The following is a 7,863-nucleotide window of genomic DNA, read 5'->3' on the forward strand; positions in this document are numbered from 1 at the left end:
CTCCGAACGCATCTACACCGGCGCGCTGCACGTGGGGCGCCCGCTGCTCCCGCTCCTCGCACGGGGAGATGGGAAGCTCGCGCGCGGGGTGCGCGGGCGCGCGGGGGTGCTGGAGCGCATGGAGGCGTGGGCACGCGAGCACCGCGATCCCGCCCGCCCGCTCGCGTGGTTCCACGCGCCCAGCGTGGGCGAGGGGTTGCAGGCCCGCGCCGTCGTGGAGGTCTTCCGCGCCCGACGGCCGGACGCGCAGGTCGTCTACACCTTCTTCTCTCCCTCGGCGGCGAGGTTCGCGGCGACGGTCCCCGCGGACTTCGCGGACTACCTGCCGATGGATTTCCCAGCGGACGTGGACCGCGCGCTGGATCTGCTGCGGCCAAGCCTGATCGCGTTCTCGAAGACCGACGTGTGGCCGAACCTGGCCGAGCGTGCGGCGCGCCGCGGCGTCCTCCTGGCGCTGCTGAGCGCGACGCTGCCCGCGGGCTCGAGCCGGCTGAGCGGTCCCGCGCGCTTCTTCCTGGCGCCCGCATACCGGCGGCTGGACCGCGTGGCGGCTATCTCCCCGGCGGATGCGGATCGGTTCGCGGCGCTGGGCGTGCCGGAGGAGCGCAGGTCGGTGATGGGAGATGCGCGGTTCGACCAGGTCTGGCACGGTGCGGCGGTGGCGGATCGCTCCGCGCCGTCCGTCGCACCGTTGCTCCAGCCGGGGCCGCCGGTGCTCGTCGCGGGCTCCACCTGGCCGGCGGATGAGGAGCGGCTGCTCCCCGCGGTCGCGACCTGCCGGGATGGCCTCAACCCCGTTCGCCTCGTCCTCGTGCCGCACGAGCCGACGGAGGCGCATCTTCGCGCATCGGAAGCGGCGCTGGACGGGCTCGGCCTGCACCACGTGCGCCTCTCGGCCGCGCTGGCGCGCGAGGTGGCGATGCGCGACGTGCTGCTGGTGGACCGCGTGGGCATCCTGGGCGAGCTGTATGCGGCGGCGGACGTGGCGTACGTGGGCGGTGGATTCGGGACGGCGGGGATTCACTCCGTGCTGGAGCCCGCGGCGTTCGGCGCGCCCGTGCTCTTCGGCCCGCGCCACGCCAACGCCCGCGAAGCCGCCGAGCTGGTCGCGGCCGGCGGCGCCTTCGCGGAACCGGACGAGGCGGCGCTGGCCGCGCGCATCCACCTCCTCGCCACCGACCGCGTCCTCCGCGGCACGTCCGGCGCCTCCGCCCGCGCGTACGTCGCCGCCGGCCTCGGCGCCGCCGACCGCGGGGCGGAAATCGTGGCGGAGCTGCTGGCCTGACCCGTAGCGCATCCCCGACGCGCCGACTCTCCCGTCGATCAGTCGAAACGAATCCAACGCGAGATGGGGGATGCGGCCACCGCGGCGCATCCCCCATCGACCATCCCGCCCTTGCCGTTCGCGCGATCAGCGGCCGGGCGGCGGAGTCGCGGGGGCGTAGGCCGCCAGCCATTCCTCCATCGCCTCGAGCATCCCGGGCGCCAGGCGGAACCAGTGCCACGCGCCGGCATCGTCGTACCCCGGCTTCACCTCGATGCGGTGGTCGGCGTGCGGGAAGATGCGCATCCTCACCTGCGAATTCCCGCCGTCCGCCACCGCCTGCCGCAGCCGCTCGGCGTTCATGCCCGGCGGCACGCGCACGTCGTCCGCGCCGAAGAGCGCCAGCACGGGCACCTTCAGCGCACGAAGGCCGGGGATCGCGTCGAAGTCCGCGTGGCGCGCCCACCATCCCATCTGCGCCGCCGAGTCCGGCATCGGGACGAATTCCGCCCAGCCGCGCGCCCGGTTCGCCCGCACGGACGCCCGAAGCTCGCTCCACCCGCGGCCGGAATGCGTTGCGTAGAAGAACAGCCCCAGGTGCGCCAGCGCGTCCGCGATGCCGTCTGACGATGCGCCGGCCGCGCGCATCCGCGCCTCCACGCTCTGCGCCTCCACCACTCCGGGGCTCGCCGCGGGCGGTGAGCGCAGCACCACGAACGACAGCCCGTGCACCCGCGGCGCCGCCAGCGGGATCACCCACCCCGCCTGGCTGCCGCCGGAGAGGCCGATGCGCGTGCCGTCCACCTCCGGCCGCTCGCGCAGGAAGTCCGCCGCCGCGACCACGTCGTCCGCGAGGCCGGCGAAGGCGCTGTCCGCCTGCCAGTCGCCCGTGCTGCTGCCGGTGCCGCGCTTATCGTACGCCAGCGCCGCGTAGCCGTGCCGCGCGAACCAGTCCGCCCACGAGCGGTACGCCCAGTTCCCGCGCCCGTCTCCGCAGCACGCGGGCACCAGCACCACGGCGGGGTGCGGCCCCGGACCGTCCGGCAACGTGAGCGTCCCCGCGATCCGCACGCCGCCCGCCGATGCGAACGTCACCTCGGTCTCGCGGTACGGCGGCGGGGTGCCCGGCACGAGCACCATCCGCATCATCTGCGGTCCGCCGCGCGTCTGGTAGACCGTGTCGCAGGCAAGCGTGTCGCCGTGCGCGGCCAGGCGGAAGGTGCCCAGCTCGAACGGCATGCGGACCGCCAGCGGCTCCGCGCCGGGCACCACCTCCAGCGGCTCGCCCGCCATCCCCATCGTCGGCAGATCGAGCCGCGCCGTCCGCTTCCCCGCGCTGTCGAGCACCGTCACGCGCACCGGCAGGTCGTCGCCGCGGAATGTGACGCGCCCGGCGTAGTATCGCGGCCCCGCCTGCGCCGCGGCAGAGCTCGCGCACGCCGCCGAAAGGACGAGCGCGCCCAGGGCCCGGCGCTGCCGGGTCGTGACGATATTCATCGGATCTCTCGGTTTCGATTTGCAGGGCGTCTCCCCGCGATCGAGAGAGACGGACTGGATTGGTGGATGATGCGCGGCGGATGTGGGAGAAGCCCCGCCGCGCCTACCTCACGGGCCGACCGGCCTCAGCCGCACGGTCGATCCGCCCACGGTGATCGACATCTCGCCCGTCTTCTCGTTCACCGACACGTCCGACGGGGCGGCGCCGCTCAGCTCCACGCGCACGTTGCCCACCTGCCCCGCATAGCGCACCGCGGGCGCCGCCGCGGGAGACGGCCTTCGCCCAGCCGTGAACGCGACGTCGAACGTCCGGGCGCCGCGGCGGACGCGGAGCACCACGCGCTCGCCCGGCTGCACGGCCCCGAGCGCGCGCCCGCCCTCGCGGCTCGCGATGGGCCGCCCCTGCACGTGGGTGAGCACGTCGCCCGCGCGCAGGCCCGCGAGCGCCGCCGGGCTGCCGGGCTGCACCGCGTACAGCGAAGGCTCGCCGTCGGATTCCCAGTACGGCGCCGCATCTCCCCGCTCGCGCGCCCACCCGCAGCCGGAGCACGCCAGCCCGAAGCCCATCCAACCGTCCGGCTGCAAGCCCGGCACGACGGGCACCGGCACCGGCCGCCCGGAAGCCCGCGAGGGCGCCGCCACCGGCGCGGGCGTCATGCCTCCCGCCGTCCGCGCCCGTCCACCCGGCGCCGCGGGCGTGCCGCCGCCGACCACCGCTCCGCCGACGACGACGCGCGGCGCGTACGAACCGATGGCGCGGGCATCCGCCGGGCAGATGGAGGCCGCGCGCAGCGTCACGTCCATCCGCCGCCCGCCGCGCTCGACCGTGAGCCGCACGGCCTCGCCCGGCCGCAGCTCCCACAGCCGCCGTGCGCCCGCGGCCGACGTCACAGCGAGCCCGTCCACCGTGACCAGCACGTCGCCGGAGCGAAGGATGCCCGCGGCAGGCCCACCGGCCTCCACCTCGTCCACCACGATGCCGGAGCGGAAGCGCCACGGCCGGTTGACGGAAGGCGCCGCGTTCACCGTGCAGTCGCACGCGATGCGCACCCCCAGGTGCCCGCGCGCCGCGCTCGCCGCGCATCCCTGCCGCACCTCCGCCGCCGCGGGTGCGGACGACGCGGCCAGCGGCAGCACGGCCGCGAAGCAGAGGACCAGCCGGGCAAGGCCGAGCATGCGCATCTCGCGACTCCCGTTCAGAACCACGTGACCGGATAGAGCACCGGGGTCTCCGGCGCTGCCACGACCACCTGCCGGTCGTGCGGCGGCCCCGCATCTCCCCGCCTCGCCACGCCGTAGCCGACGCCGGCACCCGCCAGGAACGCCACGAGCGACGCCGCCAGCGCGGGCGCCAGCCACGGCCGTATCCGCCGCGTCCAGGGCGCGAGGGGGACCACGCCCGGCTCGGGCTTCGCCAGCCCGTCTTCTATCCCCGCCCATATCGCCCCTGCCGGCATGGGCGGCGGGGCGCGGTAGCCGGCGAGGGCGCGGCGGGTCTCGTCGCGCTCGGAACGTTCGTCGTGCGTCATCGGGCATCCTCCGGGGCCAGGTCGGCCAGCGACTCGCGCAGCAGGGCACGGGCACGCGACAGCCGCGCGCGCGACGAGCCGGGAGCGATGCCCAGCACCTGCGCGATCTCCTCGTGCGTGTACTCCTCCAGGTCGTGCATCAGCAGAACGGTGCGCAGCTTCTCGCCCAGCGCGTTGACCGCCGTGGCCACGCGGCGCTGCACGAACGGCTCGGGCGTGCGCGGCTCCGTGCGGGCGTGCGGGTCGCCGAAGCGCGCCAGGCTCTCGCCGCGGCGCCGGTGCGTGCGCCGCTGGTCGCGCAGCAGGTTCACGGCGATGCGTCCCAGCCATCCGCCCAGCGTTCCCCGCCCCGTGAACCCGCCGATCTTGCGGAAGGCGGCCAGGAAGGTCTCCTGCGTGACGTCCTGCGCCAGGTCGTAGTCGCCGCACAGCCGGTACGCCAGCCGCCACACGCGCGGCCCCTCGCTCTCGAAGAGCGCACCGCGCGCGTCGGGATCGCCGCCCCGGAGGCGGGCCACCAGCGGTTCGGCAGCGTGCAAGGTCGGCCCTCTCGGCCCGGGGTGAACTCGTTCTCGCCATCCAGACGGCACGAACGCCCGCCAGCGTTGCACGGGAGATGCACGGCCGCCAGGTCGCGGCGACCACTCGCTCGCACCACATCAACGGTCGGCGGGCGGAATGCGGTCGTAGATGGTCGATCCGCCGCGATGCTTCCGGAGCGCTCCTCTTTCCGCAACCAGCCCCGAACGTCGCATTCGCGCTGCCGTAACCTCGCGCGAGCACGCGCCAGGGCGATGCCGCCGATCGAAACTTCGTCGCCCGATCGGCGGATACGGTTCCGTCTCGCTCGGTCGAACGACGAAAGGCCCGGCAGCGACGCCGGGCCTTTCCTCCGTATTCGATCTATCGTCCAGCCCTACTCTGCGGACCGGTCGCGCTCCCCCTCCGCCTGCGAGGGCTTCGCGTCGGGCGTCTTCTGCTCGCCGGCGCGCTCCTGCTCGCCCACGGGCCGCTCCGGCTCCGGCGCGTCCTGCTCGTCCGCCGTGTGCGGGCTCTTGTCGGCGTATCGCTCGTCTTTCACGCTGCGTCTCCCTGCCGGCGTCCGGCTGCGGAGGTCGGGTTCAGCGCCGCGTCTTCGGGGTCCGCCGCCGCCGCGGCCACGCGCGCGTCGTCTCCACCGAAGCCCGCCTTGGGCGGATCGGTGACCACGATGCGGTCCTCGGAAGGCTCGTGGGTGCGCGGCGGAAGCTGCATGATGCGGCGCAGCTCGGACTCGTCCACCACCTCCTTGTCCAGCAGCTCCTTCGCCAGCACCTCCAGCACCTCGCGGTCCGCCGTGAGCAGGCGCCGGACACGCTCGTACGTGCCCTCGATCAGCCCGTGGATCTCGCGGTCGATGGTCTGCGCCGTCTCTTCCGAGTAGCTGCGGTGGCCGCTCTCCTCGCCGGATTGGAGGAACTGAGAGCGCCGCGGGCCGGACAGGTTCACCGGGCCCAGCTCGCGCGACATGCCGTACTCCATCACCATGCTGCGCGCCAGCTCCGTCACCCGCTCCAAGTCGTTGCCCGCGCCGGTGGAGATCTCGTTGAAGACGATCTCCTCGGCCACGCGCCCGCCCAGCAGCACCGCCAGCCGGTCCATCAGCTCCTGCTTGGTGAGCAGGAAGCGGTCTTCGGTGGGCAGCTGCTGCGTGTAGCCCAGCGCCGCCACGCCGCGGGGGATGATGCTGATCTTGTGCACCGGGTCGGCCGTGGGCACGCGCTCGGCCACGATGGCGTGGCCCGCCTCGTGGTAGGCCACGATGGTGCGCTCCTTCTCGTTTATGAGCCGGTTCTTCTTCTCCAGCCCGGCGACGATGCGGTCCACCGCGTCGTCGATCTCCTTCATGGTCACGTGCGGCAGGTCGCGCCGCGCGGCAAGCAGCGCCGCCTCGTTCAGCAGGTTCGCCAGGTCGGCGCCCACGAACCCCGGCGTGCGGCGGGCGATGCGCTCCAGGTCCACGTCCGGCCCCAGGCTCACGCCGTCGGAGTGGATGCGGAGGATGGCGAGGCGTCCGTGCAGGTCCGGCCGGTCCACCAGCACCTGCCGGTCGAAGCGGCCCGGCCGCAGCAGCGCCGGGTCCAGGATCTCGGGCCGGTTGGTGGCCGCCATGATGATCACGGCCATCCGCGGGTCGAAGCCGTCCATCTCCACCAGCAGCTGGTTGAGCGTCTGCTCGCGCTCGTCGTTGCCGCCCATCACCCCGCCCGGCGAGCGCGCCTTGCCCAGCGCGTCCAGCTCGTCGATGAAGATGATGCATGGCGACTGCGCCTTGGCCTGCGCGAACAGGTCGCGCACCCGCGCCGCGCCCACGCCCACGAACATCTCCACGAACTCCGCGCCCGAGAGCTGGAAGAACGTGACCCCCGCCTCGCCCGCCACCGCGCGCGCCAGCAGCGTCTTGCCGGTGCCGGGGGGGCCGATGAGCAGCACGCCCTTGGGCAGCTTGGCGCCCAGCTTGGCGAACTTGTCCGGCGTCTTGAGGAACTCGACGATCTCCACCAGCTCCTGCTTGGCCTCCTCCACCCCGGCCACGTCGGCGAAGGTGACGCCCGTGCCCTCCTCGCCCACAATACGCGCCTTGGTCTTGCCCACCGTGAGCACGCCCTGCGTGGGGCTCATGCGGCGCAGCATGAAGATCCAGAACGCCGCCAGCAGCACCAGCGGCAGAATGTACGCGGCCATTCGCCCCAGGCCGCTGGGCTGCACGAACTCGGTGCGCACGTTGCGGCGGCGCAGGTGATCCATGAGGCCGGGGTCTTCGCCCGCCGAACGGTCCGCCGTCCACACCTTGGTGCCCGACCCCTTCTGGATCGAGTCGGTGGGGTACGCCTGGATCTCGGTGGCGCTCAGCGTCACGCGCTGCACCTGCCCCGCGTCGATGCGCTTGAGCACCTCGCTGTACGCCGTGTGGTTCGGCCGAGTGCCGTTGAGCAGCAGGTTCAGCGCGAACATCGCGGCCAGCGCGAACAGCACCGGGCCCCACGCGAAATGGGGTTTGCGGCCGTCGAAGGGGCCCGATCCGCGGCGGTCGGAGTTGCCCTTCCGCCTCTCGTTCTGGAAGCTCTTGGGATTCGCCATGCGCGGCGACCGAGCAAGACTCGGACCATGCGCGGCCCCGCTCCGGCAGTCGATCCGGCCCGGCTACGCGCCTGTTTCCGCCTGCCGAAACTGCCGCCTCGGACGTAGACGCTTGCCGTTTCGGTAGATGCACGGCAGGAATGCGTTTGACACGTTGTATTGCTTCGCATAGCGATTTCGGAGCCGCTGTCGCGTGGCGGAAATGCCCCCTCCCCCGGCCCCTCCCCCGCAAGCGGGAGAGGGGATAACTGCTTGCGGGATAAGATTTTAGGTTGACGTCGGACAGCTTCAGCACTGCACCGAAGCGAGCACAGAGTTCGGCTGCATCTAGGCTCCGGACATACTCTGATCAGTAAGGCGGCCACGCATGATGTTCTGATTCTCCGAAGCCCGGATCGACGCAAACCTCACCGTCACCGTGGAATAGGCTCCCCTCTCCCGCTTGCGGGGGAG

Annotated in this window: 7 protein-coding genes; 1 reads left to right on the forward strand and 6 read right to left on the reverse strand. The window is 73.1% G+C overall.

The window, feature by feature from the left end:
• A partial coding sequence (locus VFE05_05630; GenBank protein ID HET6229542.1) for a glycosyltransferase N-terminal domain-containing protein occupies window positions 1-1,285 on the forward strand: 1,285 nt, incomplete at its 5' end.
• A 126-nt stretch (window positions 1,286-1,411) separates the two neighbouring features.
• Here the strand turns inward: VFE05_05630 and VFE05_05635 are convergent.
• The 6 genes from VFE05_05635 to ftsH form a co-directional block, all read right to left on the reverse strand.
• Complete coding sequence (locus tag VFE05_05635; GenBank protein ID HET6229543.1) at window positions 1,412-2,761, reverse strand: prolyl oligopeptidase family serine peptidase; 1,350 nt, start codon at window positions 2,759-2,761, stop codon at window positions 1,412-1,414.
• 108 nt (window positions 2,762-2,869) lie between these two features.
• A complete protein-coding gene (locus tag VFE05_05640; GenBank protein ID HET6229544.1) occupies window positions 2,870-3,937 on the reverse strand; it encodes a PDZ domain-containing protein in 1,068 nt (355 codons plus the stop codon).
• 20 nt (window positions 3,938-3,957) lie between these two features.
• Window positions 3,958-4,290: a hypothetical protein gene (locus VFE05_05645; GenBank protein ID HET6229545.1), complete on the reverse strand. Its 333-nt coding sequence runs from the start codon at window positions 4,288-4,290 to the stop codon at window positions 3,958-3,960.
• Window positions 4,287-4,829, reverse strand: coding sequence for an RNA polymerase sigma factor (locus VFE05_05650; protein ID HET6229546.1), 543 nt, complete (start codon window positions 4,827-4,829; stop codon window positions 4,287-4,289). The genes VFE05_05645 and VFE05_05650 overlap by 4 nt, the downstream gene beginning before the upstream one ends.
• A gap of 377 nt (window positions 4,830-5,206) precedes the next feature.
• Window positions 5,207-5,371 carry a hypothetical protein gene (locus tag VFE05_05655; GenBank protein HET6229547.1) on the reverse strand — a complete coding sequence of 55 codons (165 nt, stop codon included), beginning with the start codon at window positions 5,369-5,371 and terminating at the stop codon, window positions 5,207-5,209.
• The gene (ftsH, locus tag VFE05_05660) at window positions 5,368-7,410 is read right to left on the reverse strand and encodes an ATP-dependent zinc metalloprotease FtsH (protein HET6229548.1); all 2,043 of its coding nucleotides are present in this window, start codon (window positions 7,408-7,410) and stop codon (window positions 5,368-5,370) included. Before ftsH ends, VFE05_05655 begins: the two co-directional genes overlap by 4 nt.
• Window positions 7,411-7,863 lie beyond the last annotated feature (453 nt).

The sequence above is a fragment of the Longimicrobiaceae bacterium genome (assembly GCA_035696245.1).
In the GTDB taxonomy this organism is placed as follows: Bacteria; Gemmatimonadota; Gemmatimonadetes; order Longimicrobiales; family Longimicrobiaceae; genus DASRQW01.

Bases quoted from the DNA above. Each gene is read 5' to 3' on its own strand.
- VFE05_05645 (HET6229545.1), bottom strand. From the start codon at position 4,290: ATGACGCACGACGAACGTTCCGAGCGCGACGAGACCCGCCGCGCCCTC.
- ftsH (HET6229548.1), bottom strand. From the start codon at position 7,410: ATGGCGAATCCCAAGAGCTTCCAGAACGAGAGGCGGAAGGGCAACTCC.
- VFE05_05635 (HET6229543.1), bottom strand. From the start codon at position 2,761: ATGAATATCGTCACGACCCGGCAGCGCCGGGCCCTGGGCGCGCTCGTC.
- VFE05_05640 (HET6229544.1), bottom strand. From the start codon at position 3,937: ATGCTCGGCCTTGCCCGGCTGGTCCTCTGCTTCGCGGCCGTGCTGCCG.